The organism is Edwardsiella hoshinae NBRC 105699 = ATCC 33379, assembly GCF_000474215.1.
Lineage (GTDB): Bacteria > Pseudomonadota > Gammaproteobacteria > Enterobacterales > Enterobacteriaceae > Edwardsiella > Edwardsiella hoshinae.
In genome coordinates this window covers 29,546-54,791 of the sequence record NZ_BAUC01000003.1, presented here as the reverse complement: position 1 = coordinate 54,791, position 25,246 = coordinate 29,546, and the positions used below count along the sequence as shown (strand labels likewise).

General features: G+C 53.4%; 24 protein-coding genes. 18 read left to right on the top strand and 6 right to left on the bottom strand.

Annotation, left to right across the window (positions count from 1 at the left end; genetic code table 11):
* Window positions 1-357 (top strand): PTS fructose-like transporter subunit IIB, encoded by a 357-nt coding sequence (locus tag EHO01S_RS01100; protein ID WP_024522225.1) that lies wholly within the window; start codon window positions 1-3, stop codon window positions 355-357.
* Here EHO01S_RS01100 and EHO01S_RS01095 read toward each other — a convergent pair.
* Complete coding sequence (locus EHO01S_RS01095) at window positions 354-1,202, bottom strand: AraC family transcriptional regulator (protein ID WP_024522224.1); 849 nt, start codon at window positions 1,200-1,202, stop codon at window positions 354-356. The genes EHO01S_RS01100 and EHO01S_RS01095 overlap by 4 nt on opposite strands.
* Window positions 1,203-1,448: 246 nt before the next feature.
* The gene (locus EHO01S_RS01090) at window positions 1,449-2,381 is read right to left on the bottom strand and encodes a DMT family transporter (protein ID WP_024522223.1); all 933 of its coding nucleotides are present in this window, start codon (window positions 2,379-2,381) and stop codon (window positions 1,449-1,451) included.
* A gap of 1,247 nt (window positions 2,382-3,628) precedes the next feature.
* Here EHO01S_RS01090 and treR point away from each other — a divergent pair.
* The 3 genes from treR (at window position 3,629) to treC (ending at window position 7,823) form a co-directional block, all read left to right on the top strand.
* Window positions 3,629-4,576, top strand: a complete 948-nt coding sequence (gene treR / locus EHO01S_RS01085; RefSeq protein ID WP_024522222.1) for a trehalose operon repressor TreR — start codon at window positions 3,629-3,631, stop codon at window positions 4,574-4,576.
* A gap of 131 nt (window positions 4,577-4,707) precedes the next feature.
* Window positions 4,708-6,126, top strand: a complete 1,419-nt coding sequence (treB, locus tag EHO01S_RS01080) for a PTS trehalose transporter subunit IIBC (RefSeq protein WP_024522221.1) — start codon at window positions 4,708-4,710, stop codon at window positions 6,124-6,126.
* Window positions 6,127-6,179: 53 nt separating this feature from the next.
* Window positions 6,180-7,823, top strand: a complete 1,644-nt coding sequence (gene treC / locus EHO01S_RS01075) for an alpha,alpha-phosphotrehalase (RefSeq protein ID WP_024522220.1) — start codon at window positions 6,180-6,182, stop codon at window positions 7,821-7,823.
* A gap of 203 nt (window positions 7,824-8,026) precedes the next feature.
* Here treC and ulaR read toward each other — a convergent pair whose 3' ends face one another.
* Entirely contained in the window at window positions 8,027-8,782 is a 756-nt protein-coding gene (ulaR, locus tag EHO01S_RS01070; protein ID WP_024522219.1) for an HTH-type transcriptional regulator UlaR, read from the bottom strand.
* A 103-nt stretch (window positions 8,783-8,885) separates the two neighbouring features.
* The gene (gene ulaG / locus EHO01S_RS01065) at window positions 8,886-9,950 is read right to left on the bottom strand and encodes an L-ascorbate 6-phosphate lactonase (protein WP_024522218.1); all 1,065 of its coding nucleotides are present in this window, start codon (window positions 9,948-9,950) and stop codon (window positions 8,886-8,888) included.
* A 360-nt stretch (window positions 9,951-10,310) separates the two neighbouring features.
* Here ulaG and ulaA point away from each other — a divergent pair, with 360 nt between their 5' ends.
* From ulaA to mdcH, 14 genes are all read left to right on the top strand, one after another.
* Window positions 10,311-11,711, top strand: coding sequence for a PTS ascorbate transporter subunit IIC (gene ulaA, locus EHO01S_RS01060; RefSeq protein ID WP_024522217.1), 1,401 nt, complete (start codon window positions 10,311-10,313; stop codon window positions 11,709-11,711).
* Window positions 11,712-11,723: 12 nt separating this feature from the next.
* Window positions 11,724-12,029, top strand: coding sequence for a PTS ascorbate transporter subunit IIB (gene ulaB / locus EHO01S_RS01055; RefSeq protein WP_024522216.1), 306 nt, complete (start codon window positions 11,724-11,726; stop codon window positions 12,027-12,029).
* Between the two features lie 9 nt (window positions 12,030-12,038).
* Window positions 12,039-12,509, top strand: a complete 471-nt coding sequence (ulaC, locus tag EHO01S_RS01050; RefSeq protein WP_024522215.1) for a PTS ascorbate transporter subunit IIA — start codon at window positions 12,039-12,041, stop codon at window positions 12,507-12,509.
* A 12-nt stretch (window positions 12,510-12,521) separates the two neighbouring features.
* The gene (locus EHO01S_RS01045) at window positions 12,522-13,172 is read left to right on the top strand and encodes a 3-keto-L-gulonate-6-phosphate decarboxylase UlaD (protein ID WP_024522214.1); all 651 of its coding nucleotides are present in this window, start codon (window positions 12,522-12,524) and stop codon (window positions 13,170-13,172) included.
* Window positions 13,173-13,181: 9 nt separating this feature from the next.
* Window positions 13,182-14,036 (top strand): L-ribulose-5-phosphate 3-epimerase, encoded by an 855-nt coding sequence (locus EHO01S_RS01040; protein WP_024522213.1) that lies wholly within the window; start codon window positions 13,182-13,184, stop codon window positions 14,034-14,036.
* The gene (locus tag EHO01S_RS01035) at window positions 14,036-14,722 is read left to right on the top strand and encodes an L-ribulose-5-phosphate 4-epimerase (protein ID WP_024522212.1); all 687 of its coding nucleotides are present in this window, start codon (window positions 14,036-14,038) and stop codon (window positions 14,720-14,722) included. The genes EHO01S_RS01040 and EHO01S_RS01035 overlap by 1 nt, the downstream gene beginning before the upstream one ends.
* Before the next feature lie 1,272 nt (window positions 14,723-15,994).
* Window positions 15,995-17,650, top strand: a complete 1,656-nt coding sequence (gene mdcA / locus EHO01S_RS01030; protein ID WP_024522211.1) for a malonate decarboxylase subunit alpha — start codon at window positions 15,995-15,997, stop codon at window positions 17,648-17,650.
* Window positions 17,650-18,498 (top strand): triphosphoribosyl-dephospho-CoA synthase, encoded by an 849-nt coding sequence (locus EHO01S_RS01025; protein WP_024522210.1) that lies wholly within the window; start codon window positions 17,650-17,652, stop codon window positions 18,496-18,498. Before mdcA ends, EHO01S_RS01025 begins: the two co-directional genes overlap by 1 nt.
* 17 nt (window positions 18,499-18,515) lie before the next feature.
* Window positions 18,516-18,815: a malonate decarboxylase acyl carrier protein gene (mdcC, locus tag EHO01S_RS01020; protein WP_024522209.1), complete on the top strand. Its 300-nt coding sequence runs from the start codon at window positions 18,516-18,518 to the stop codon at window positions 18,813-18,815.
* A complete protein-coding gene (locus tag EHO01S_RS01015; RefSeq protein ID WP_024522208.1) occupies window positions 18,808-19,641 on the top strand; it encodes a biotin-independent malonate decarboxylase subunit beta in 834 nt (277 codons plus the stop codon). The genes mdcC and EHO01S_RS01015 overlap by 8 nt, the downstream gene beginning before the upstream one ends.
* On the top strand, window positions 19,638-20,447 hold the full coding sequence (gene mdcE, locus EHO01S_RS01010) for a biotin-independent malonate decarboxylase subunit gamma (RefSeq protein WP_172462870.1): 810 nt from the start codon (window positions 19,638-19,640) through the stop codon (window positions 20,445-20,447). Before EHO01S_RS01015 ends, mdcE begins: the two co-directional genes overlap by 4 nt.
* Before the next feature lie 120 nt (window positions 20,448-20,567).
* Window positions 20,568-21,527 carry an AEC family transporter gene (locus tag EHO01S_RS01005; protein ID WP_024522206.1) on the top strand — a complete coding sequence of 320 codons (960 nt, stop codon included), beginning with the start codon at window positions 20,568-20,570 and terminating at the stop codon, window positions 21,525-21,527.
* Between the two features lie 6 nt (window positions 21,528-21,533).
* Window positions 21,534-22,148, top strand: a complete 615-nt coding sequence (locus EHO01S_RS01000) for a malonate decarboxylase holo-ACP synthase (RefSeq protein WP_035370165.1) — start codon at window positions 21,534-21,536, stop codon at window positions 22,146-22,148.
* Window positions 22,149-23,045, top strand: coding sequence for a malonate decarboxylase subunit epsilon (gene mdcH, locus EHO01S_RS00995; protein WP_024522204.1), 897 nt, complete (start codon window positions 22,149-22,151; stop codon window positions 23,043-23,045). It begins immediately after the preceding gene.
* Between the two features lie 53 nt (window positions 23,046-23,098).
* Here the strand turns inward: mdcH and EHO01S_RS00990 are convergent, their stop codons facing one another.
* Both EHO01S_RS00990 and EHO01S_RS00985 read right to left on the bottom strand, forming a co-directional pair.
* Window positions 23,099-24,031, bottom strand: coding sequence for a LysR family transcriptional regulator (locus EHO01S_RS00990; RefSeq protein WP_024522203.1), 933 nt, complete (start codon window positions 24,029-24,031; stop codon window positions 23,099-23,101).
* 291 nt (window positions 24,032-24,322) lie between these two features.
* Window positions 24,323-24,937, bottom strand: a complete 615-nt coding sequence (locus tag EHO01S_RS00985; RefSeq protein ID WP_024522202.1) for a YagU family protein — start codon at window positions 24,935-24,937, stop codon at window positions 24,323-24,325.
* Window positions 24,938-25,246 lie beyond the last annotated feature (309 nt).

Genomic DNA, 25,246 nt, shown 5'->3' with positions numbered 1-25,246 from the left:
ATGGCAATGGTACCCGTACGACATCTGGTCGCAGTGACCGCTTGCGTGAGTGGTGTCGCGCATACCTATATGGCCGCCGAACGGTTGGAAAAGCTCTGTCAACAAGAGAAGTGGCACATTAAGATTGAGACTCAAGGCGCGCTCGGCACCGAAAATCATTTAACGCCAGAGGAGATCTGCTGTGCCGATGTGGTGGTGTTGCTCACCGATATTGAACTGGCGGAGGCGGAGCGTTTCAGCCAGTGTTGCTATGTCCAGTCCGGCATCAGCACTTTTCTGCGCGATCCTGCGCGGGTGATGAGCGCCGTGCGTAAACTCCTTTCTGCCCCCCAACACACCCATCTTATTCTGGATTAATTTTTTTCTGTCAATTGGCTGTGATACTGCCGACGATACTCCGACGGCGAACGCTCTGTGTTTTTACGAAACAGACGACAGAAGTAGTTACTGTCGACAAACCCACAGCTGTGCGCCACCTCTTTCACCTTCAGATCGTAGCCTTTCAGCAGCGTCTTGGCATGCTCTAGACGCGTAGCGTTCAGGTATTCGTTAAAGCCGATGGTTCCTATTTTTTGAAACAGATGAGAAAGATAATTGGGTGAAATATAAAACGCTTGCGCGACCGACTCCCGGGTAAGAGGACGGGCGTAATGATCGTCGATGTAGTCGCGGATGGCCTCAAACAGCGCTTGGCTGCGTGATGCGGTTTGGATCTGGCTGCCCAACAGGTCGCGGCAATGGCTTAACAGGCTAGCGACAATTAAACGGGCGGTTTGCTGCTCCTGAGGCTGCATCTGCATCTCATTAAGCGTATGCAGCAGGAATGCGCCGATACGCGGCCCGCGTCGAGCAACATTCTGCTTCGTCAGGTTTTGATGCTGCTTGCCATCCCAATGAACGATGCTGAAACCCAGTTGCTGTTTACCGAACAGGATACTGAGCGTCGTCACCGGCGTTTGCCAGCGTGGGAAATTCCAGCTCCCCGCCGGAACGTATAGGACATCACCGGCCATTAGAGGAATGTCAGCGCCGCCGATACTGCTATCAGCAAACTCGCCCTCCAGCACTATCTCCAGCCGGGGGAAACTGACCTGGTAAGCCAGTTCCGGCGTCAGGCCGCCAGTGTTGGCAAAATAGATCTGGTGTAGCGCTGTAGGGCCAGTGATAAGGCGGGAGAGCTGATGGCTGACGTCGTGATACATGTTAATCCTTTGCTGAGCGCAGAGAGAGAAACAGTAACGTTGATAATGAAAAAAGGCCACACCTAAAAGCGCAGCCTGGGGAGCAATGACTGATTCGTCAGCCAGTGGATAATGCGGTGTCCAGATGCCGGCGTGGAACGCGTGTCCAGCATTCATCCTCGCTCCACGCTGTGCTAAAACGTGTGGCGACATGCTCGCCGTTGCGGGATGCAGCAGGCCGCGGGCGCGTTGAGCCACACGACATACCTAGTTATTGGCTGCGGCGTCAGTTTTTCTTTGGTTTTCCTTTTTAGGAAATACAAAGATGATGACAATGCCAACAAAAATGAGTGCGACACCAATCAAGTCTCTGATGGATAGCATGTTACCCAAAAAGATCATACCTGATGCCATCGCAATCGCGGGGGCGGCCAATGAGTTGATCGCGGCTATATTGGCAGGCAACTTACTGGCAATTGAGGCCCAACAAAGCCAGCCGATTGCGCTAGCAATGACCGAAACGTAAAGGAATGAGAACACGAATGTTTGATTAATCACCATTGGGCTATGAGGCATATACCAGGCTAAAAACAGCAAAGGCACGGTTCCATAAAGCATCTGCCATGATGTCAGGTTCAATACATTCGTTGCCGGGTTCTTTTTAAGGATCCATTTGAGGATGAGTACGCTGATCCCCCATGACAACCCGCTTGATAATGCCATCAATGAAGAGAGGATTTGCTTGCTGTCATTAATATTCCATGGTGCAACAACAATCACAAAGCCGATGATTGGAATCAACAGTTTGATCCCTTGAGTGATGGCGATTCTTTGCTTTAACACCAAAACATTCAGTAAAATCACCCAAATTGGCATTGAGTAAACCAATACGGATACTTTACCCGCGCCGCCATGTGTGAGTGCAAAAACCGCAAACGCGGTAAAGCCGGTCGTTTGTGTCAAGCCATACAATAGGGTCGGGATAAATGGCGGCGGCGCCATGGATACGCTTTTTCTTTTGATAAATAGTACGATAAATAATGCAACGACACCCCCGCCGATCTTGAATAGGCTTAACATCCATACGCCGCCCATCAGAGGGAGGGCGTTTTTTGATACCACCCAAAAATTGCCCCAAACGAGCCATAAAACGATAAGCAGTAAATATGCTGTTTTTTTGTCTTTAGATATGGAAGCCATATATCAGTCGCTATGTTATAAGAAATAATGCGGCCAGGAAAAAGCATATCTCATGCCAATCTTTTCATCTTGTTGAATTTAATGGGTTTGTTTATTAGCCAAGGTCGTCATCTAACGCGGATGATGACATTTTCGTTATCATTGCGCCTCAAATAAGATGCGGAGATGTCGTGTGTTTTGTGACAATGATCACAAAGCAAACATGCTCGATTAGGGGCGGCATGACGCCTGTCGCGTAGACTGCACCGGGTGTGAAACACGAGGCGGGACAGGGGGAAATACGGTTGCTAGCCACATAATACGTTATCAGAGGGAAGCGACGTTAACGTCATGGCTGGTTAGCGCGGTGTGCCAAGTGATGATGCGGAATATCGTCTGGCTCCTGCGTTGTCAGCGTTGGCGAGAAGTACCGAGCGCGGAGACTGCCGATCCAGCGGACGGGCGCTTTATTCAATAACGCTCTGAACATGGGGGTGAAAAACACAGGTTCAGACTAATCCGAGTCCGTATTTATAGTGTAATAAATCAAGGTGATTATCGTTTTAGGAAACGACACCTGACATCAAATTAATGTATTATTTTAGATCTGCATCACATTTTTATTACTGCCGCATTGCGCACTCGTTATTTCGAGATAATTATATTTGCGACTTGAGAATTGATAATTGAATATTTTATGTGAATAATGCCAACGGTTTGATTTTATGGAAAAAACATATGTTGCGTTATGATTTTGCCCGCCTCCTCCGGCGGGTTTTTTATATCTCTAATTAATTTCCGTTTGAAATGAAATATTAATTATCATGTATTGTAATGTGCAATTATTAAATTACTTTATGAATTATGTCATTCAGACCAAGAGAGCACGCGCTGGCTGACGAGGGCCGGCGCGGGCAGAGAGGGATAATGGCGCTTGGCAGCGCGTTAAATTATCCGTCTGCTCTCACACCTTTGGCGCTTACACTGTTTGGCGTCACCTGATCCGGCTCTCCCCCCAGGACGCCAGAAGGCGTCGCACGCCTCTTACTTGCTAGTTTTCCCCCGCTCACGGACGGTGATGCGCCGTGTGATCACGCTACGGAGTTGCCTAAAGACATCACGCTATACGATCGTGCCGCGCTTGATCTTTCGCTGTTTACGCCTTCTCCCATGAACGGAGGCCAGTAGATGACAAGCTTTTGCTCATTGTGTCAGTGTTGGGTAGCATGAACGGGCATGGGTTAGGTTGTACAGCAAGGATATCCAGGATGCAGAAGCGGCTGACGATTAAAGATATTGCCCGGCTCAGTGGTGTGGGTAAATCCACCGTATCACGGGTGCTGAATCAGGAGAGTGGGGTTAATCCCGCCACCCGCGAACGGGTGGAGGCCATCATGAAGCAGCAAGGGTTCGCGCCGTCGCGCTCTGCCCGGGCGATGCGTAGCCAGAGTGATAAAGTGGTGGCGATCATCGTGACCCGCTTGGATTCCTTGTCGGAAAATCTGGTGATACAGACGATGTTGCCGGTGTTCTACGCGCATGGTTATGATCCGATCATGATGGAGAGCCAGTTTTCGCCAGATAAAGTCGCCGAGCACCTTGGCATGCTGCGTCGCCGCTGTGTCGACGGCGTGATCCTGTTCGGTTTCAGCGGCGTAGATGAGCGATTGTTGGCCGCATGGCAGTCCTCGTTGGTGATGCTGGCACGTGATGCCGATGGCTTCTCCTCGGTTTGCTACGATGACGAGGGGGCGATTGTCATGCTGATGCAGCGGTTGTATCAGCAGGGGCATCGTCATATTAGTTTTCTGGGCGTCCCCTCCAGCGATGTGACGACCGGCTTGCGTCGTTATCAGGCATATTGTCAGTTTTGTCATAAAAATCATCTGACTCCGCGAGCCACATTGCCAGGGTTGGCGATGAAGCAGGGATATGATGCGGTGGCGGATGTCATCACGCCGGCGACTAGCGCTCTGGTATGTGCCACCGATAGTCTGGCGCTCGGTGCCAGTAAATACCTCCAAGAGCAGCAGCTTACCTCCCTACAGTTGGCCAGCGTGGGGAATACGCCGTTGATGCAGTTTCTACATCCCGAAATCATTACCGTTGACCCCGGTTATGCCGAGGCAGGACGACAGGCCGCGAAGCAGCTGTTGGCGCAGATCAATGGCCGCACCGAGGTGCGCCAAATAGTGATCCCTGGGCGTCTGGCCTAATTCACTCTGATCATAAATTAGACGAATATTTGTGATCTCGGCCAATGATCGGGAACGTTCCCATTTTTCTTTCACCCCAAAGGGGATAGCCTGACGCCAGGTCGTAACTACCTTGGATACGGGGCCTCTTTATGAAAAAAGTTAATCAGCAAGATATTGATACACTGATCCAACTGGTTGGCGGTCGTGAAAATATTGCGACCGTTAGCCACTGTATTACTCGTCTACGTTTTGTGTTGAATCGGCCTGAGAAGGCCAATCCACAGGCGATAGAAGCGCTGCCGATGGTTAAGGGATGCTTTACCAATGCAGGGCAGTTCCAGGTAGTAATTGGCACGGATGTCGACGATTACTACCGGGCATTGCTAGCAACAACGGGGCTCGATTCTGCCGATAAAGATCAGGCGAAGCGGGCTGCGCGTCAGAATATGAAGTGGTATGAGCGTCTGATTTCCCATTTCGCCGAGATCTTCTTTCCCTTACTACCGGCCTTGATCAGTGGTGGCCTGATCCTGGGTTTTCGTAATGTGATTGGCGATTTGCCGATGAGCAACGGTCAGACTCTGGCCCAAATCTACCCGGTGTTGAAAACGGCTTATGATTTCTTGTGGCTGATCGGTGAGGCCATCTTCTTCTACCTGCCGGTGGGGATCTGTTGGTCCACGGTGAAGAAGATGGGGGGCTCGCCCATTCTGGGGATCGTGCTGGGTATCACCCTGGTTTCTCCCCAATTGATGAACGCCTATATGCTGGGACGTCAGGTGCCTGAAGTGTGGAATTTTGGCCTGTTTACCATCGCCAAGGTGGGCTATCAGGCCCAGGTGATTCCGGCGCTGTTAGCCGGTTTGACCCTTGGCTTCATTGAGACACGCCTTAAGCGGATCGTGCCGGATTATCTCTATCTGGTGGTGGTTCCAGTGTGTTCGCTGATCCTGTCGGTATTTTTAGCCCATGCGCTGATCGGCCCCTTTGGGCGTTGGATCGGTGATGGGGTGGCGTTTGCGGTACGTCATTTGATGACCGGCAGTTTCGCCCCGGTGGGGGCGGCGCTGTTTGGCTTTCTGTATGCCCCGCTGGTGATCACCGGGGGACACCAGACTACCTTGGCTATCGACATGCAGATGATCCAGAGCATGGGGGGAACGCCGTTGTGGCCGTTAATCGCTCTGTCGAATATCGCCCAAGCTTCTGCGGTGGTCGGCATTATCATTTGTAGCCGCAAGCGCAATGAGCGTGAGATTTCGGTTCCTGCGGCGATTTCGGCTTATCTGGGGGTGACCGAACCGGCCATGTATGGGATTAACCTGAAGTACCGCTTCCCCATGCTGTGCGCGATGATCGGCTCCGGGCTAGCCGGTTTGCTGTGTGGCTTGAATGGCGTCCTTGCGAATGGGATTGGCGTAGGTGGCTTGCCTGGTATCCTCTCGATCCAACCAATCTACTGGCCGGTTTATGCCTTGGCGATGATCATCGCCGTGGTGGTACCGATTGTTCTGACCTCGCTGGTTTATCAGCGTAAGTTTCGTCAGGGCACACTACAGGCAGCGTAGGGGGCGGGAAAGACCTTGGTTATTCCCAGGACGTTGTTAATGAGGAAAATGTGATGGAAACCGTAGCTCACTGGTGGCAAAACGGTGTTATTTACCAGATCTATCCGAAAAGTTTTCAGGATACGACCGGCAGCGGCAGCGGCGATCTCCCAGGCGTTATCTCCCGACTCGATTATCTGCAAACCTTAGGGGTCGATGCCATCTGGTTAACGCCATTTTATGTGTCCCCCCAGGTGGATAATGGCTATGACGTGGCGGACTACACCGCCATTGATCCGGCCTATGGCACGCTGGCCGACTTTGATCAATTGGTGGCCGAGGCAAAAGCGCGCGGCATCCGCATCGTGCTGGATATGGTGTTTAACCATACCTCCACCGCTCATCCATGGTTTCGTGCCGCCTGTCAGCCAGATAGTGCTTATCGCTCGTTTTACATCTGGCGCGATCGGCCCAATAACTGGAGTGCCAAGTTTGGCGGCAGCGCCTGGGCGTGGCAGGCCGATCGCCAGCAATACTATTTGCATTTGTTTACCCCACAACAGGCGGATCTTAACTGGGAAAATCCGGCGGTACGCGCCGAACTGAAGAAAGTCGCCGCCTTTTGGGCCGATCGCGGCGTTGCCGGCCTGCGTCTTGATGTGGTTAATCTGATCTCTAAAACGCAGAGTTTTCCGGATGACCAGCAGGGAGATGGTCGGCGTTTTTATACCGATGGCCCGCGGGTACATGAGTTTTTACAGGAGATGAGCCGTGATCTATTCACTCCGCGTAATCTGATGACCGTCGGAGAGATGTCATCGACCTCGCTGGCACACTGCCAGCGCTATGCGGCGCTGGATGGACGGGAATTGTCGATGACCTTCAATTTTCATCATCTGAAGGTGGATTATCCGAACGGAGAAAAATGGACACAGGCGCAGCCGGACTACGTGGCGTTAAAGGCGTTATTCAGCCACTGGCAACGCGGGATGCATTCGGTGGCTTGGAATGCTTTATTCTGGTGTAACCACGATCAGCCACGGATCGTATCGCGCTTTGGCGATGAGGGCGAGTACCGGGTTCCGTCAGCCAAAATGTTGGCGATGGTGCTTCATGGCATGCAAGGGACGCCTTACATTTATCAGGGGGAAGAGATTGGCATGACCAACCCGCACTTTCGTCAACTGAGTGAATATCGCGACGTGGAAAGCCTCAATATGTTTCGCCAGCGGCAGGCGCAGGGGCAAGACGCCGAGACATTGCTGGCGATCCTGGCCTGTCGCTCACGCGATAATGGACGGACTCCGATGCAGTGGAGTGCGGCCGTGCATGCTGGGTTTAGCAGCGCGACCCCGTGGATTGGCCTATGTGATAATGCGGACGAGATTAATGTCGAGGCGGCCCTAGGCGATCGTGATTCGGTCTTTTATACCTACCAGGCGCTGATTGCGTTGCGTAAACGTCTGCCGCTGCTCTGTTGGGGGGATTACCAGGATCTCTTGCCGGCCTCGCGCGTGTTGTGGTGTTACCGCCGGCGCTGGCAGGGACAGACATTGCTGGTGGTCGCGAATCTCAGCCGGGAGCGACAACGCTGGACGCCTAGCGAGCCCGGCGGTGACGGCTGGCAATGTTTGCTCAGCAACTATCCGGATAGCGCCGAGCAGCCGCAAGCAATGTATTTGCGTCCTTATGAAGCGGTATGGTGGTTACAGCACTGAGTGATCCCGTCTCCCCGGGCGGCGTTCGAAGTAGAGAGGAGCCATCCGGGCGCGCGTTTTAGCTGGTAGTAGCAGGCACAGCCCTCATCATACCTTGGTGCTGTATGAGCACCGAGGTATGATGAGGTGAGCGGGCATGTTCTGCCACGAATACACGCGCAGCCCGTGCATATCTCCCCCTGTTGCGCGCGTCGCCTCAGGTGTTAAACGCGCATCACCGTCACGCCACGGGCCTCAAGCTGTTGCAGGATCATAGGGTTAGCATTTTTCCCCGTGATCACCATGTCGATTTGCTCGGCTGTACTAAATAACATGCCGGCGCGTTCCCCCACTTTACTGCTATCGACCAGTACGACCAGTTTACTGACGACGCTGAGCATTTTCTGTTCAGCCATGGCTGTGAGCATGTCGGTCTTGTACAAACCATCGGCGGTGAGGCCTTTACCACTGGTAAACATCCAGTGGCCTGCATATAGCGTGTTTTCGCTGCTCTGCGGACTCAGCGTAATCGACTGGGTCTTATGGTACTGCCCGCCCATGATGATGACGCTTTCGTGTTCTTGGTCGATCAGGTAATTCGCCAATGGCAGATAGTTGGTGATAATCTGTACCGGTTTGCCACACATCTCGCGGCCCAGCAGAAATGCGGTCGAGCCGCAGTTGATGACCACACTTTCGCCTGAGCTCACCAATTGAGATGCCGCCTTGGCAATACGGACTTTTTCATCGTGATTTTGTGCCTGATGCAAGTTCAGCGGCGTCCAGCGTGGGCGCTGCTGGGCGATGGCTTTTGCGCCGTTGCGTACTTTTTTGAGCTTACCGCTGGCATCGAGTTTATTGATATCACGACGCGCCGTCGCTGGAGAGATCCCCAGGCGCTCGGTGACGTTTTCCACGGTGACAAAGCCCAATTGTGCCAGCATCTCCAGTAATATTTGATGTCTTTGTGCTTCGGTCATGCGCGATTCCGGGATGAATTGATTTAAAAAGATGATATCTGAAATAAACTGAAAATACTAAGGCCAAGAGGAAAATGCCGGAGAGATCCGGCATACGTTATGGTTAGAGGAAGGATTTAAACGGCAAGTCCGGCTCTATACTAAAGCAATCATCAAAACCGCGTGGGTAGTGATATTCGATGTTATCTTTATCAAGCGGCCAGATGAATTTTCCGCCGACTTGCCAGATAAACGGCTTGAAATGGTACTTGAGGCGATCCTTTTTCATTTGCCACAGCGCACGGATCTCCTGGGGATCGGCTTGGAAGTTTGACCAGATATCATGGTGGAACGGGATAATAACCTGGGTATTCAGCGACTCTGCCATACGCAGAATATCCGCGCTGGTCATTTTATCCGTGATACCACGGGGGTTTTCACCATAGGAGCCTAGGGCGACATCAATCCGATATTCATTGCCGTGCTTCGCATAGTAGTTAGAGTAATGGGAGTCCCCACTGTGGTACAGATTACCGCCCGGTGTTTTAAACAGATAGTTTACCGCACGGGCGTCCATACCGTCTGGCAAAACCCCGGCCGCTTGTTGGTTGGCCGGTAAAGTGATCAGTGCAGTACGGTCAAACGAATCAAGAGCATGTATCTCAATATCTTTGATTTTTACCACATCCCCTGGTCTCACCACGATACAGCGAGCCTTAGGCACGCCCCAGCTAACCCATAAATCCACGCAGGTCTGTGGTCCAATGAATGGCACATCCTGTGCACAATTCTGGATTACGGCTGCCGCGACATTCACATCAATATGATCGTTATGATCGTGGGTTGCCAGTACGGCATCGATCTGACGGATGGCGAACGGATCGAGTACAAACGGCGTGGTACGTAGATTAGGCTGTAATTTCTTCACCCCCGCCATACGTTGCATCTGATGGCCTGCTTTCATCAACGGATTGCCGTGAGTTCGTTTGCCGGTTCCACACCAGAAATCGACGCAGACATTCGTCGCGCCTTCTGATTTCAGCCAGATCCCGGTACAGCCGAGCCACCACATGGCAAAGGTGCCTGCTGCCACCTGTTCCTGCTCTATCTCTTCATTCAGCCAGGTTCCCCATTCCGGAAAGGTGCTGAGGATCCATGATTCACGCGTGATACTGTTCACTTTACTCATCGTATTCACCTTCATAGCGGTTCAGTTTAAATCATACTGTGACTTAATTTGATTCATACTGACACTTTGCTATCAAGATGGCAATGGCTGAATTGACACTTTAGCATGGGTTTAGCAAAGGTAATATAATGGACTGGTAAGAGGGGGTAGTGATGATTTTTTTCTATCAATATGATCTGTATTGATTTTTTTCAACATATCTCGCTGGGTAGCCAAGCATCACGCAAGCATGCTAATTATTGCGCGTCACGTCACATTTAATCAAAATAAATCTTATTATGATTGTTTTTGAAATCATGAGTGAATGTGAAGCATTGTAAATAGGTCAGTATTGAGCAATTCCGTCTACTGGAGATCGTTATGGAGATCCTCTACAACATTTTTACTGTTTTTTTTAATCAGGTCATGACGAATGCGCCATTGCTACTGGGTATTGTGACCTGTATCGGTTATATCCTGCTGCGAAAAAGTATCAGTGTCATTATTAAAGGAACGATAAAAACGATTATCGGTTTTATGCTGCTACAGGCGGGTTCTGGGATCCTGACTAGCACCTTCAAACCGGTCGTCGCGAAGATGTCGGAAATATACGGTATTAATGGTGCCATTTCAGATACCTATGCAGCGATGATGGCAACCGTTGAGCGCATGGGCAACGCCTACAGTTGGGTGGGCTATGCCGTACTGCTAGCGTTGGCACTGAATATTGGTTATGTCCTGTTGCGCCGAATTACCGGTATCCGCACCATCATGTTGACCGGGCACATCATGTTTCAGCAGGCCGGGCTGATCGCGGTTTCTTTCTACATCTTTGGTTATTCGATGTGGACGACGATTATCTGTACGGCGATCCTGGTCTCTCTGTATTGGGGGATCACCGCCAATATGATGTACCAGCCAACACAGGAGGTAACCGGAGGTTGTGGTTTCTCCATTGGTCACCAACAGCAGTTTGCTTCGTGGATTGCTTATAAAATTGCCCCTTATCTGGGGAAAAAAGAAGAGAGTGTTGAAGATCTTAACCTACCGGGCTGGTTGAATATTTTCCATGACAACATCGTTTCTACCGCCATTGTGATGACTATCTTTTTTGGCGCGATTCTACTTTCTTTCGGTATTGATACCGTACAGGCGATGGCGGGTAAAACCCACTGGACGATCTATATTCTGCAAACCGGTTTCTCGTTCGCGGTGGCCATATTCATCATTATCCAAGGTGTGCGCATGTTTGTGGCCGAACTCTCTGAAGCCTTTAACGGTATCTCACAACGACTGATCCCCGGCGCGGTGCTGGCGATTGACTGCGCCGCCATCTATAGCTTCGCGCCGAATGCGGTAGTCTGGGGCTTTATGTGGGGTACCGTCGGTCAACTGATTGCCGTGGGGATTCTGGTGGCTTGTGGTTCATCCATTCTGATCATTCCCGGCTTTATTCCGATGTTTTTCTCTAACGCCACCATCGGTGTCTTTGCCAACCATTTTGGCGGTTGGCGCGCGGCGCTCAAAATTTGCCTGGTGATGGGGATGATAGAAATCTTTGGCTGTGTGTGGGCGGTGAAACTGACCGGCATGAGCGCCTGGATGGGGATGGCGGATTGGTCGATTCTGGCACCGCCGATGATGCAAGGCTTTTTCTCTCTCGGCATCGCATTTATGGGGGTGATGTTGATTATTGCATTGCTCTACATGTTCTTTGCCGGGCGTACCTTGCGCGCTGAAGAAGATGCGGAAAAACGACTAGCGGATCATTCTGTTCAATAAGAGGTTTGGATTATGACGGTACGAATTCTGGCAGTATGTGGTAACGGGCAGGGCAGTTCCATGATCATGAAAATGAAAGTGGATCAGTTTTTAACCCAGGAGAATATCGATCACTCGGTGAATAGCTGTGCCGTTGGTGAATATAAAAGTGAGCTGAATAGTGCGGACATTATTATCGCATCTACCCATATCGTCGGTGAGATTAGCGTTTCCGGTAACAAATATGTTATTGGCGTCCGCAATATGTTATCGCCGGCGGATTTTGGGCCGAAATTGCTGGAGGTGATCAAAGCACATTTCCCCCAGGATGTAAGGTAAGGAGTTCTCATGAAATTACGTGATTCGCTGGCAGAAAACCATTCTATTCGCTTGCAAGTCGCCGCCGATACCTGGCAGCAGGCGGTAAAAATCGGGGTTGATCTGTTGGTTAGCGCTGATGTGGTAGAGCCTCGTTACTATCAGGCGATTTTAGATGGCGTCGCGCAGCATGGCCCCTATTTTGTCATCGCACCAGGCCTGGCGATGCCGCATGGTCGACCAGAAGAGGGCGTGAAAAAAAATGGCTTTGCACTGGTGACCCTGAAGGAACCGTTAGTGTTTAACCACGAAGATAACGATCCGGTTGATATTCTCATCACGCTGGCGGCGGTCGATGCAAATACGCATCAGGAGGTCGGTATCATGCAAATCGTGAATTTATTTGAAGATGAAGCCAATTTCGATCGGTTGCGCGCCTGCCGTACCGAGCAGGACGTGTTGAACTTAATTGACCGCACTAACGCTACGCTTAATGCCTAGGAGGTAAATATCATGTCATTACCCATGTTGCAGGTCGCGTTGGATAATCAAACACTATCCCATGCCTATGAAACGACTCGTCTGATCGCACAGGAGGTCGATATTATTGAAGTCGGCACTATTTTGTGTGTCGGTGAAGGCGTACGTGCCGTTCGTGACCTGAAGGCGCTCTATCCGCATAAAATCGTATTGGCCGACGCTAAAATTGCTGACGCCGGGAAAATCCTCGCTCGGATGTGCTTCGAAGCCAATGCGGACTGGGTGACGGTCATCTGCTGCGCGGATATTAATACCGCGAAAGGGGCATTGGATGTTGCACGAGAATTCGGCGGGGATATACAAATCGAACTGACCGGCTACTGGACGTGGCAACAGGCACAGGCCTGGCGTGACGCAGGAATTCAGCAGGTCGTGTATCACCGTAGCCGGGATGCGCAGGCGGCCGGTGTGGCGTGGAGTGAGGGGGATATCCACGCCATCAAACAGCTGTCGGATATGGGATTTAAAGTCACGGTCACCGGCGGTTTGGCGCTGGGCGATCTTCCCCTGTTCCAAGGCATCCCTATTCACGTTTTTATCGCCGGTCGCAGCATTCGTGATGCCGCCTCTCCGGTTGAGGCGGCCCGTCAGTTTAAACAGGCTATCGCCCAATTGTGGGGATAAGGAGCGGATATGTTGTCACAACAGATCCCGCTTGGCATTTATGAGAAAGCCCTCCCTGCTGGGGAGAGTTGGCTGGCCCGCCTGCAACTGGCAAAAACGCTGGGTTTCGATTTTGTTGAGATGTCAGTGGATGAAACTGATGCGCGCCTGGCGCGTCTTGACTGGGGCGCTGAACAGCGCTTGGCGCTGATCCGCGCCATTGCGGAAACCGGTGTGCGTATTCCCTCTCTCTGCCTGAGCGCGCATCGCCGTTTCCCTCTGGGCAGTGAGGATGATGATGTGCGGGCACAGGCGCTGGAGATCATGCGTAAAGCCATCCAGTTTGCCCAGGATGTGGGGATCCGCGTGATCCAGTTAGCGGGCTACGACGTGTATTATCAACAGGCGAATGCTAATACACGTTGTCGGTTCCGCGCAGGGCTGAAAGCGAGCGTGGATATGGCCAGTCGTGCACAGGTGACGCTGGCGATGGAGATCATGGACTACCCGCTGATGAACTCCATCAGCAAGGCATTGGGTTACCTGCATTATCTCAATAACCCCTGGTTTCAGCTGTACCCCGATATCGGAAATCTGTCGGCGTGGGATAACGATGTGCAAATGGAATTGCAGGCAGGAATTGGCCATATCGTGGCGGTGCACGTCAAAGATAGCAAGCCGGGCGTGTTTAAGAATGTCGCGTTCGGCGAGGGGGTGGTGGACTTTGAGCGTTGCTTTGCCACGCTCAAGCAGCATGGCTACTGCGGGCCGTACTTGATTGAGATGTGGAGTGAGACGGCGGATGATCCTGCGCGTGAAGTGGCGCAAGCTCGTGATTGGGTGAAGGCGCGCATGGCTGGCGCCGGTCTACTGGAGACAGAGTAATGCACACGTTGAAACAGCAGGTATGCGACGCCAACTTGAGTTTACCCCGTTACGGGTTGGTGACGTTTACGTGGGGGAATGTCAGCGCCATCGATCGTGAACGTGGGCTGGTGGTGATCAAACCCAGTGGTGTCGCCTACGAAACCATGCAGACCGACGATATGGTGGTGGTGGATATGGCGGGGCGAGTCGTAGAGGGGCGCTACCGTCCTTCTTCCGACACCGCGACGCACCTGGCCTTGTACCAGCGTTACCCGTCACTCGGCGGCATCGTGCATACGCACTCTACTCACGCCACCGCATGGGCACAGGCCGGGTTGGCGATACCGGCGCTAGGAACGACCCATGCCGATTATTTTTTCGGCGATATTCCGTGTACCCGAGCGCTGACAGTAGAGGAGGTGCAGGGAGAATATGAATTGAACACCGGTAAGGTGATCTGCGAGACGTTGGGGGAGGTGGAGCCATTGTATACCCCGGGAGTGGTGGTCTATCAGCATGGTCCGTTTGCCTGGGGTAAAGATGCGCAGGATGCGGTACACAACGCGGTAGTGATGGAAGAGGTGGCTCGGATGGCCTGGATTGCGCGCGGGATCAACCCGCATCTCTGCCCCATCAACGATTATCTACTGAATAAACACTTTATGCGCAAGCATGGACCGCATGCCTACTATGGGCAAAAATGAAACGGGAGTCCCGGATCGTCGCATCGTTTGATGGGGATTTCCGGGGCGCTTTTTACCCGCCCCAAAATACCGCTATGCCTCGCTGTCGCGGCGCGACGTGCAGCCCCGTTGTCATCCGTGAGCCTTCTCCGTGGCTATTCAGGACGTGACTGCCCTCTATGATAATGCGGCCGCTTGGGCGGAATGACTCTTCGGTAAGGGGTTACCGAGTCGAGCGAGCTGTGGCTGAGTGGATGGCACAGAGCAGGCCGTTGTGTTGGCATCCCGCAATAGGCGATTGATATGATGCGCTTTCGGCGCGTCCTGTCTCTGGCATAAGACATTCCCCGTGGGAAACGAGGTAAATACGATAAGAGCGAGTGATTCATATTGATATAAAAAGTTAATGAGGTGCGTCGTCCCGCTCGGATGTATTATCATAGGCAGAAAATAAAGCGTACTTTTTTATTGTTTGGCTGTTGCTAACAAGCCATATCTTTATATTAATCATCTGATGATGAATCTATTATTAGATGCGCAGGCCGTTGCGATGCACTGCATGGTAATGTTGTGAGCAAGAGGCCCTGGCTGAAGAAGCGACGCGCTGCGATGGTGTTCGTTTGAGCGCGGGCGGTGTTGCGGCACATTATTGCTATCATGACTGTAATCTAAATAAAAGTGGGTGATGGCTGACATGTTAATTCGCTGAGGGGGTTCCCCCTAATGCATTATCACCGGGCGTTATTTCGTTCCCGAGGAAAAACTCTCCGAACTAAGCGTATTTAACCGGGGGCGTTGCGTTATATCAAAAAATTGACTCGCGCTATTGCGTTCAGCCTCGTAGTGTTCGACGTCTAGCTAAGACGTAAGAGCAATAATGATAAGTGCTGCAAATGCGCGTACTACTCACATCAGCCTCAATAGGGAATGATGCCGCACGGTCGTCGCAATATCTTAACCCGTCTTGTTTGGACGGGTTTCTTTTATGGTGCCGTGGTACGCCGATCATAATATAAGCAACGCGCATCTTGCCCGTTTTCCCCTCCTAACGACCATGCTTCGCGACGCCATTCAATGCTGGCATACCGCCATCCATATAGTCAGACGTGTCGCCATGGCCGCTCATGGGCCCAGGCCGGGGAGTGCAAGGTAGATACGCGCGCAGGTAATCATTAATTATTAGCATGACGTTAATGATCTCGTCACGCGCTTAATTGATTGCTTTATTACCACCACCCACACTCTACCTCACGTCAAGCAATCAAAACGATTCGCTGAATCAGGAGGTTGATAATGTTATCTGGGCAAAGACCCGCACGCGTCTGGAATACCCGCCATATCGAGAAGCAGCGGCGGCTGGCGTCTATACCGGTGCAGGGTAAGGTTCTCGCCACCGCAGATATGAGCGCGATGTTGGAGAAACTCATCGCACCAGGAGATCGCGTCGTACTCGAGGGGAATAACCAAAAACAGGCAGACTTCCTGTCGCGCATGTTAGCTGAGGTGAATCCTCGGCAGGTTCATGATTTGCATATGATCATGCCAAGCGTAGGCCGCAGTGAGCATCTGGATATTTTTGAAAAGGGCATCGCTCATAAGCTGGATTTCTCTTTCTCGGGAACCCAAAGCTTGCGCATCGCGCAACTGCTGGAGGATGGCCTATTGGAAATCGGTGCCATTCATACTTACATCGAACTGTATGCGCGTCTTTATGTCGACTTGGTTCCTAACGTGGCGCTGGTTGCCGGCTATAAAGCTGATCGGAAAGGTAATCTTTACACCGGCCCCAGTACCGAAGATACCCCGGCATTAGTCGAGGCCGCCGCTTTTCACGGCGGTATTGTCATCGCTCAGGTGAATGAGTTGGTGGAAGATGAATGTGACTTGCCGCGGGTCGATATTCCTGGATCATGGGTCGATTATGTCGTCGTCGCAGATAAGCCCTTTTTTATTGAGCCCCTATTTACCCGTGATCCCCGCCTGATCAAACAACAGCATATCTTAATGGCGATGATGGCCATCAAAGGCATCTATGCGGCTCATCAGGTGCATTCGTTGAATCACGGTATTGGATTTAATACCGCGGCTATCGAATTGCTGTTGCCGACTTATGGCGAGCGGCTTGGTTTGCGCGGCAAAATTTGCCAGCACTGGACGCTAAATCCGCATCCGACACTGATACCGGCGATTGAAAGCGGTTGGGTGGAGAGTGTGCACTGTTTCGGTGGTGAGTTGGGCATGGAGGCATACACGCGCGCCCGTCCCGATATTTTCTTTACCGGAATCGATGGTTCAATGCGTTCTAACCGCGCGCTGTGCCAATTGGCCGGCCAATATGCGGTCGATATGTTCATCGGCGCTACGCTACAAGTGGATGGGGTGGCCAACTCGTCCACGGTGACCCAGGGACGCCTTTCCGGTTTTGGCGGTGCGCCCAACATGGGTCATGACCCGCATGGTCGCCGCCATGCGACGCCAGCCTGGTTGCATATGATCACCGAGCCAGATCCGCTTAAGCGGGGGAAAAAGCTGGTCGTTCAGATGGTGGAAACCTTCCAGGCGGGGGTGAAACCGACCTTTGTCGAAACACTGGATGCGGTTGAGGTGGCGCAGACGGCTGGGATGCCGTTGGCGCCGGTGATGATCTACGGTGATGACGTGACCCATGTCTTGACCGAAGAAGGCATTGCTTATCTTTACCGGGCGGAGAGTTTGGAAGAGCGCCGGGCGATGGTCGCAGCCGTGGCGGGGATCACGGATATTGGCTTGGGTGTTGATGCTAAGCGCGTCGCCGCATTACGCCAGAGTGGCAAGGTGGTTTATCCGGAAGATCTCGGGATCCGTCGTACCGATGCAACACGTTCGTTGCTGGCGGCGAGCAGTGTCGCCGACTTGGTGACGTGGTCCGGCGGCCTCTATAACCCGCCGGCGAAATTCCGGAGCTGGTAATGAAAGGCCTGCCGCAAATCCAGCCTGAGGATAGCGCCGCATGGTTGGCAGAGCTCGCGACGCAGTGCCTGCTGGCCGAAGCGCGATTAACGCCGAAACCCGGTCTGGTCGATCAACGAGGGCGTGGCGCTCACCATGATTTATCGCTGCCATTGATGGAGCGCTCCGCATACAGCCTGACCGCTATGTTTCAGGCGCTGGCGCAACACAGCTGGCGGCGCCCGGCAGATATGGCACTCAGACAAACTATCGGACAACTCGGCCGTGCGGGCGAACGCCAGATGATGACGGCAACGGGCGGGGTTAATACTCACCGGGGAGCCATCTGGGCGCTGGGCTTGTTGGTCAGCGCGCTGGCGATGCGCGGGGGACACGGCACGGCGCGGCAGGTGGCGATAATGGCCGCGGAATTGGCAACGATTCCGGATGACGCGGCGCCGAAGATCTTCAGCAATGGGTTGCGTGTTACACAGCGCTATCGTCTACCGGGGGCGAAAGAGGAGGCGCAACAAGCGTTTCCCCATGTGATGCAGCTTGGCTTGCCTCAGCTTCGGTTAAGCCGACGCAACGGTAGCCGTGAGGATCAGGCCAGGCTGGATGCCTTGATGGCCATCATGACCTCACTCCCCGATACCTGTGTGCTCTCTCGTGCGGGCATGAGCGGACTCACCACGATGCAGCGCGGTGCCCGCAGCGTACTGCGGATGGGGGGCTGCGCGCACCCGGCGGGCGTACAGGCGTTAGCCCGTTTAGATCAGCAAATGCTGGCGCTGAACGCTTCACCGGGCGGTGCGGCGGATCTGCTCGCCGCCACGCTGTTTCTCGATCGTATTGAATCGCCTTATTAAAGCGTTAAGAGGATGTTATGGAACAGATTAGGTTAACCATACCGGCCAGCCGTACCCTGAAGGGGAAAGCGTTAGCCGGTGTCGTGGGCTCTGGGGATATGGAGGTGTTATTTAGCGCCGATCAGAGTCAGACGTTATCCGTTGATATCACGACTTCCATCGATAATAGCCGTGCGCGATGGGAAGCGTTATTCGCCCGTTTGCAGATGGTTAGCCGCTTGCCGGCTGGCGAAATGATCATCCACGATTTTGGGGCAACGCCCGGAGTGGCGCGCATTCGTATCGAACAGGTTTTTGAAGAGGTGAGCTATGCATGATGATGACAGCTTTATCGAATTAAGCGCACGCCAGCGTGCCCGCGTACTACTGGATGCAGGCAGTAGCCGGGAACTGCTTGACCCCTTTGCTGGGGTGATGTCGCCGTGGCTGGGGCCGCAGGGGATTGTTCCTCAGGCCGATGATGGCATGGTGGTGATGAAAGGAACCCTCCAAGGTAAGCCGACAGTTGTTGTAGCGATAGAGGGAGCGTTTCAAGGCGGCAGCATGGGGGAAGTGTCGGGCGCGAAAATGGCGGCGGCGCTGGAGCTGGCCGCCGAGGATAATCGGCATGGCATCCCAACGCAGGCCGTGCTGAGCCTTGAGACCGGCGGTGTGCGTTTGCAGGAGGCAAACTTGGGTCTGGCGGCGATTGCCGACATCCATGCCGCGATCGTTGATCTGCGGCGTTATACCCCGGTAGTTGGGATTGTGGCCGGAACGGTAGGTTGCTTCGGCGGCATGTCCATCGCCGCGGGGCTGTGCAGCTATTTAATCGTCACCCGCGAGGCGCGTCTGGGATTAAATGGCCCGCAGGTGATTGAGCAGGAAGCCGGGATTGCCGAGTATGATTCCCGTGATCGGCCGTTTATCTGGCGTATGACCGGTGGCGAGGTGCGCTATCACAGTGGGTTAGTGGATGCCCTTGTCAACGATGGGGTTAACGCGGTGAAAACTGCGCTAAACAGCGCGCTGGCGCAAGGTATTCCCGCCCAATACCGTACCGACGATTACGATGCGTATCTGGCACGCCTCAACCGTTTCGATACCCGCAATCAGGCGGATGCCGAACAGATTAACGCCTTCTTTGCCCAGGAGGTGAAATGATGAGTCATGCCATGAAACGTAACCGAGCTGAGGTCTGGTTGGAAACCTTGGCGCCAGCGGCCCCGCGGTTGGGCGGGTTGTGCCCATCCGTGCAGGTACGTGATGGTGAATTGGACGCGGAAACCGTCCGTTTTGTCGCGGTAGTCCCCGATGCCAATAACCACTTTCCTCGCGCTCGCAATGGGGAAGTTGGCCTATTAGAGGGGTGGACCTTGGCTAAGGTGATCAGTGAAACCATCGACGCTGACGCCGATAACGCCGTGAAGCGTCCGATCGTGGCACTGATTGATGTCCCCAGCCAAGCATACGGGCGCCGTGAAGAGGGATTCGGCATCCACCAGGCGTTGGCGGGGGCCGCCGCGGCCTATGCTAATGCGCGTCTGAACGGTCATCCGGTGATTGGTCTTATCGTGGGGAAAGCAATGTCGGGGGCGTTTTTGGCGCATGGTTATCAGGCCAACCGCCTGATCGCCTTCGATGATGAGACGGTACAAATCCATGCGATGGGTAAAGCTTCCGCTGCCCGCATCACCCTACGCAGTGTGGCGGCGCTGGAGAAACTGGCGGCAACGATCCCCCCGATGGCCTATGACATTACTAGTTATGCTTCGCTGGGGCTGCTTGCGGATCTGCTAGCGATTTCCCACCCTGATGCCCCCTCAGCACGCGATCGGGCCTTGGTGGTCAGCGCCTTACAACACGCCATTCATGAGGCTCGCCAAGATGCGACGCTCACCAGCCGCTTAGGCGCTAAGCATCGTCGCAGCTCTGTTTTCGTTCGCTCATCCATGCGAGCGAGTTGGTAAATAAGACGTAGTTACAGACTCGGCCTTACGGGCGTGCCATGCGCCTGTGTGGCCGAGCGGATCAGGAAAATAATAATCATTGCGTCTGTATTAGCAGGTTTATTCGTTACAAGGTGAATTATGACTTATGTGATTGTTCATGCGCTGGCACCGATTTTTATCATCATGTTGCTGGGGTTTTGGGCCGGAAAGGCCAAAATGGTAGATAACAACAATGTTTCCTTGCTCAATATCTTTGTCATGGATTTTGCGCTGCCCGCGGCGTTATTTAGCGCCACAGTACAAACACCGTGGCTTGGGATCGTCGCGCAGTCACCGTTGATCTTGGTGTTGACGCTGGCGATGTGGATCACGTACGCGGCGATCTATTTCTTGGCGACCGGTGTCTTTCATAAAGCGCCGCAAGACGCGGCGGTACTGACACTGACGGTGGCCTTGCCGAACTATGCGGCGTTGGGTTTGCCGATCCTCGGGAGTGTGTTGGGGGAAGGGGCCTCGACCTCGCTCTCCGTTGCGGCGTCTATCGCCTGTGGTTCTGTGCTGATGACGCCGTTCTGTTTGCTGATCCTGGAACGTGAGAAGGCGCGCGCGACGGGCGATAACGCCGATTCGACGCTGGCGATGTTGCCGCTGTTGATGTGGCGTTCATTGAAGAAGCCAATCGTCCTGGGGCCGCTGTTGGGGGTTGTGCTGTCGGCGCTCGGCATCAGCATGCCGGCATTGCTACTGGCGGCGATCAAACCGTTAGGATTGTCCGCCACTGCCGCGGCGTTGTTCCTGACCGGGGTGATCCTGTCCGCCCGTAAGCTACAAATCAATACCATAGTGATCAGCGCCACCGTTACCAAACTGTTGATTCAACCGGCGATAGCTTGGGGCATTGTGCTGGCCCTCGGCTTACATGGCGCGTTGGCGATCACGGCCATTCTCATGGTTGCGTTGTCCGCCGGTTTCTTCGGGGTGGTGTTCGGTAATCGTTTTGGTGTCCAGTCACCGGATGCGGAGGCGGTGTTACTGTTGAGCTCGGTACTGTGTATTTTGTCGCTGCCGTTGTTTATCTCACTGACAGCAGGCTATTAAATGAAGATGGCACCCTTACGTCCGCATGATCTTGTGTGGCTGAACAGGCGTGATGCCCTCGAGGGGGTGACGGCGGAGTGGCTGGATCAGCACTGGACGCTCGACCTACCGTTGGTTGTGCGGCGTGATGTTGACGCACAGGGCAGGATCCCCGTCGGCGTCCGGGGTGTCAGTCGTGAGCAGCGGGCCGCCGGCTGGGTTAAGCCCGCGGCGATCACGCGCGTCTGCACGCCCCTATCGTTGGCTGATGTGCCAAGATTATTGCGTTCAAACTTTATCACCCAGCCCACGCTACAGATGGCCTTATGCTTGGCGCGGCAAGTGTGGCCGTGGGAATGGGGAATCACCGGTAGCGTGGGGTACGCATTAGCGACGGGGCGACCGGTGATCCATGTGACCAGCGATCTGGACTTACTGATCCGTGCACCTCGACCGCTGTCAGGCGAAGTGGTGGCGAGATGGTGCCAACAGTTGGCGACGGGGCCCTGTCGAGTGGATACGCAAGTAGAGACGGCACTCGGCGCATTTGCTCTCAATGAATGGCGGCGCAGCGAAAAAGTATTGTTAAAAACCTCGTATGGGCCACGCCTCGTGCGCGACCCATGGGGCCAGGAGGCGTGAATGAGCATTTTGTTTACCTTCCCTGGACAGGGCACGCAACATCCAGGCATGTTGCGACACCTTCCAGGAACGGAGTTAGCCCAGGCGCGGAGCGTGCTGGGGGATGAGGTGGATACGCTGGACGCGTCCCATGCCTTACAGCATACCCGGGCGGTGCAGCTTTCCTTATTGATCGCTGGGGTGGCCTGGGCGCGTGAGTTAGTCCGTGGTGGCGTAACCCCTTCTATGGTCAGCGGCCTGTCTATCGGTGCGTATCCGGCGGCGGTTATTGCCGGGGCATTGGATTTTAGTGATGCACTAAAGCTGGTTGCACTTCGTGGCGATCTGATGGAACAAGCGTACCCCCACGGTTACGGGTTAACGGCGATCATGGGGTTAACTGCGCGCCAGATGAGCGCATTGCTTACAGACAGTGGCGCCTACATCGCGAATCTTAACGCGGAATGTCAAATTGTCATCGCCGGGAGTGACGAGGCGATGGCTGAGGTGGCCGCACGGGCTAGAGCGGCGGGGGCCAGCAAAGTAGCACGCTTGGCGGTGAGTGTCCCGTCGCACTGTGCGCTCTTGGCGCAGCCGGCGCAGCGCTTGCTGGCGGCATTTCACCGGGTGACACTCTCTCGTCCGCGTTATGCTTACCTTAGTAGTAGTAGCGCTCGCCTGTTATGGCAGCCGGAGCGCATTGCCGAGGATCTGGCAATGAACATGGCGCGTACCGTTCGTTGGTACGAGACCATGATTGCCGCGAACGAACGCGGGGGACGTTTGGCGATTGAAATGCCGCCAGGCAATGTATTGACCCGCCTGACACGCCAGGCTGCATGGGAAGGCGAGGCGGTCGCATTAGCACAGTGTGGGATGACGACGGCGCAAGCGTTAGCGAAGCGCGTCCAGGAGTAATGCTGTGCAGCACTGACACGATGCGTGGTGAGCAAGCGATGATTCGCCACAAATTAACCGGGGTGTTGTAAGGCGTGGGCGTACATCCGCCCCTCTGCCGCTAACGCCAGCAGGTTAGGATCCCGCTCGCGATTGCGGGCGAAGACAATCGCGATGAGCTGTTGCATTTGGTAGGGGGAGGCTAACGTTAACAACTGTACCGAGTGTTTATACATTGCCTGCATGCGTCCCGGCACCAAGGTAAAGCCTACCCCCGCTTGCACCAGGCTGAGCATCGAGAAAATATCGTTCACGTGGGTAATAATCTCGGGTTTAAACCCGGCGATATGAAAGGCCTCTTGAAAGCCGGCGTAGGTCGCAAACCCTTCCGCCAATGAGACGAATTTCTGCTCCCGATAATCGCGCAGATCTGCGCATGGCTGGGGCCGCAGGGGGGTGTTCAGCGGGGCCGCCAAGTAGATACTGTCATGAAACAGGGGGAGGACTTCCAAGGTATTATGGTCGATATCACTTTCTGAAGTCGATATCAGTATTGCGTCTAGGCTGCCGTCCTCCAGCATTGCCAACAGCGCCTGGTTAGAGTTCATTGTTAACTCCAATTCCAGATCGGGGCGGCGCAGTTTCATTCCCATAATTAGGCGCGGCACGGTTTCTAGCGTCAGTGAGTAAAGTGTCCCGAGGCGTAAACGTCCTTGCCCAATGCCTGCCGTGTGACGGGTTTCCTCCAGTCCTCGCGCCATTAATTGACTAATTTCCTGGCAATATTCTAGCAAGGTCCAGGCCGCCGGCTGTGCTAGCAAATTACGGCCTTTATGTACAAACAGCGGGCAGCGAACATTCTCCTCTAGTGTATGCAGGGCGCGGTGGACGCTGACGCCACTGATATCTAGGGCCTCCGCCGTCCTGGCAATGTTACCTTTTTCCATAAACGTCATGAAGATACGTAACTTGCGAAAGGTGATCTCATCGAGACTCAAGGGCGGCATCGATCTACTCCTGGGCGATAAAATCGCTTCTCTGATGGTCGGGAGCGAGCTCAATGGCCGATTCCCACTGTGTCTATCATACCACCCCTCAGGTTGCGAGCAGAAACGAAGCGTGTCGACAGTGAGTGACGATTATCGTGGCTTATGTGGCTTATATAGTAACGGGTGTTTGTTCCAGCAGTTGAAGGCTCGCGGAGCTACCAGTGTGCTGCCGCGGATAATTTTCTTGTGTGTTATACCGGCCATCTCCGCGATTAAGGCGGCGATGGCCGAGTTTATGCAAGGGATAGCTTAGCGAGGTTCACCAAGGGGGATCTCAGGATCTGGCTGATGAGTTATCCGGTTTCTCAGGTCGCGTCGAATAATTTCAATCGTCCAGAACCAAATAAGATGACCGACGATCTCTGAAACATTCTCATACCAAGGAAGATCAATCAGCGGCGGTGTTAATCCCATCAGTGGCAGAGAAATCATATGGACAAAAATTTGCGCTAATAGACCCGCAAACAACCCTTGCCACAGTTTAATCTTAGGGAAGCGCTCTGCCACTACACAATATCCCACGGCAAAGATGACTGAGAAGATAATGTGTGTTACACCGACCCAGTTGAAGACATGTCCGGCAAAGGTATACACCGCGGCATTCGGATCTGCCACCCCTAACCAGTCACGCAGGAAAAGATAGGGGGGGTTGAGGAAATTACGAGAGCAATCAATATGATTGGCCGCGCGGATTAATGACTCAGGGCCACATGCCGCGCTAAATATATCCGTAGGGCTCCGTGGCGGCAGGGGATTCTCCGCCCCCCATTTTACGAATGCCGAAATAACGCCGGCGATTAAACCAATAAATAAGGCCACGCCATAGTGCCTACGCGCGGGAGGTGTTTGCTCAAACAAATTCATTTCATTACCTTTTCTCAGTGTGTTACAAACCATATTCAAATGGATGGATATTAAATATGAAATAATTTACACAAGCGTAACAAACGTGCCGCGGCTATATATCCTAGGCTCGTTCTGGCGCTTAGCGTATCCACCATGCTGAGATGTTCTTATAGTAAACCAATAGGGTTATTCAGCACGCAGTGTATTGATATCAAAGAAGCGATGCTAATCCTGGCGCAGCGAGATAGAAGCTGAATCGTGAGTTATTTTTTACTCCTCATCTTATATTAATGCAACAAGTATTTAAGTATTGCGGGCAATGAGCTT

What these genes read in the sequence shown, in the direction of transcription:
- EHO01S_RS01100 (WP_024522225.1), top strand. Translation starts at nt 1, where the DNA reads ATGGCAATGGTACCCGTACGACATCTGGTCGCAGTGACCGCTTGCGTG.
- EHO01S_RS01095 (WP_024522224.1), bottom strand. Translation starts at nt 1,202, where the DNA reads ATGTATCACGACGTCAGCCATCAGCTCTCCCGCCTTATCACTGGCCCT.
- EHO01S_RS01090 (WP_024522223.1), bottom strand. Translation starts at nt 2,381, where the DNA reads ATGGCTTCCATATCTAAAGACAAAAAAACAGCATATTTACTGCTTATC.
- treR (WP_024522222.1), top strand. Translation starts at nt 3,629, where the DNA reads ATGCAGAAGCGGCTGACGATTAAAGATATTGCCCGGCTCAGTGGTGTG.
- treB (WP_024522221.1), top strand. Translation starts at nt 4,708, where the DNA reads ATGAAAAAAGTTAATCAGCAAGATATTGATACACTGATCCAACTGGTT.
- treC (WP_024522220.1), top strand. Translation starts at nt 6,180, where the DNA reads ATGGAAACCGTAGCTCACTGGTGGCAAAACGGTGTTATTTACCAGATC.
- ulaR (WP_024522219.1), bottom strand. Translation starts at nt 8,782, where the DNA reads ATGACCGAAGCACAAAGACATCAAATATTACTGGAGATGCTGGCACAA.
- ulaG (WP_024522218.1), bottom strand. Translation starts at nt 9,950, where the DNA reads ATGAGTAAAGTGAACAGTATCACGCGTGAATCATGGATCCTCAGCACC.
- ulaA (WP_024522217.1), top strand. Translation starts at nt 10,311, where the DNA reads ATGGAGATCCTCTACAACATTTTTACTGTTTTTTTTAATCAGGTCATG.
- ulaB (WP_024522216.1), top strand. Translation starts at nt 11,724, where the DNA reads ATGACGGTACGAATTCTGGCAGTATGTGGTAACGGGCAGGGCAGTTCC.
- ulaC (WP_024522215.1), top strand. Translation starts at nt 12,039, where the DNA reads ATGAAATTACGTGATTCGCTGGCAGAAAACCATTCTATTCGCTTGCAA.
- EHO01S_RS01045 (WP_024522214.1), top strand. Translation starts at nt 12,522, where the DNA reads ATGTCATTACCCATGTTGCAGGTCGCGTTGGATAATCAAACACTATCC.
- EHO01S_RS01040 (WP_024522213.1), top strand. Translation starts at nt 13,182, where the DNA reads ATGTTGTCACAACAGATCCCGCTTGGCATTTATGAGAAAGCCCTCCCT.
- EHO01S_RS01035 (WP_024522212.1), top strand. Translation starts at nt 14,036, where the DNA reads ATGCACACGTTGAAACAGCAGGTATGCGACGCCAACTTGAGTTTACCC.
- mdcA (WP_024522211.1), top strand. Translation starts at nt 15,995, where the DNA reads ATGTTATCTGGGCAAAGACCCGCACGCGTCTGGAATACCCGCCATATC.
- EHO01S_RS01025 (WP_024522210.1), top strand. Translation starts at nt 17,650, where the DNA reads ATGAAAGGCCTGCCGCAAATCCAGCCTGAGGATAGCGCCGCATGGTTG.
- mdcC (WP_024522209.1), top strand. Translation starts at nt 18,516, where the DNA reads ATGGAACAGATTAGGTTAACCATACCGGCCAGCCGTACCCTGAAGGGG.
- EHO01S_RS01015 (WP_024522208.1), top strand. Translation starts at nt 18,808, where the DNA reads ATGCATGATGATGACAGCTTTATCGAATTAAGCGCACGCCAGCGTGCC.
- mdcE (WP_172462870.1), top strand. Translation starts at nt 19,638, where the DNA reads ATGATGAGTCATGCCATGAAACGTAACCGAGCTGAGGTCTGGTTGGAA.
- EHO01S_RS01005 (WP_024522206.1), top strand. Translation starts at nt 20,568, where the DNA reads ATGACTTATGTGATTGTTCATGCGCTGGCACCGATTTTTATCATCATG.
- EHO01S_RS01000 (WP_035370165.1), top strand. Translation starts at nt 21,534, where the DNA reads ATGGCACCCTTACGTCCGCATGATCTTGTGTGGCTGAACAGGCGTGAT.
- mdcH (WP_024522204.1), top strand. Translation starts at nt 22,149, where the DNA reads ATGAGCATTTTGTTTACCTTCCCTGGACAGGGCACGCAACATCCAGGC.
- EHO01S_RS00990 (WP_024522203.1), bottom strand. Translation starts at nt 24,031, where the DNA reads ATGCCGCCCTTGAGTCTCGATGAGATCACCTTTCGCAAGTTACGTATC.
- EHO01S_RS00985 (WP_024522202.1), bottom strand. Translation starts at nt 24,937, where the DNA reads ATGAATTTGTTTGAGCAAACACCTCCCGCGCGTAGGCACTATGGCGTG.